The organism is Salicola sp. AFF1 (assembly GCF_056783195.1).
This window is the reverse complement of record NZ_JBXAYL010000262.1, coordinates 1-230: the sequence shown is the minus strand read 5'-3', so window position 1 is coordinate 230 and position 230 is coordinate 1. Positions and strand designations below refer to the sequence as shown.

The 230-nt window shown below is 67.8% G+C and carries 1 pseudogene; it reads right to left on the bottom strand.

The features are described from left to right. Window positions 1-230, bottom strand: a pseudogene (locus tag AC1RQI_RS17595) (efflux transporter periplasmic adaptor subunit); the annotation flags it as partial.

Below are 230 nucleotides of genomic sequence, written 5' to 3'. Positions count from 1 at the left end.
AACACCTCGCTGCCGCCGCCGCCATTGCGCTGGATCGCCTGCTGCGGCACGGCGATCGCGTCGGTGTCGATGCCCTGCTCGATCTGGACGCGGACATACATGCCCGGCAGCAGGACGCGCTTCGGATTCGGGAATTCACCGCGCAACGTGACCTGCCCGGTGTGGGCGTCGACCTTGGCGTCGGAGAACAGCAGCTTGCCCGGCAGGGCGTAGATCGAGCCGTCGTCGAG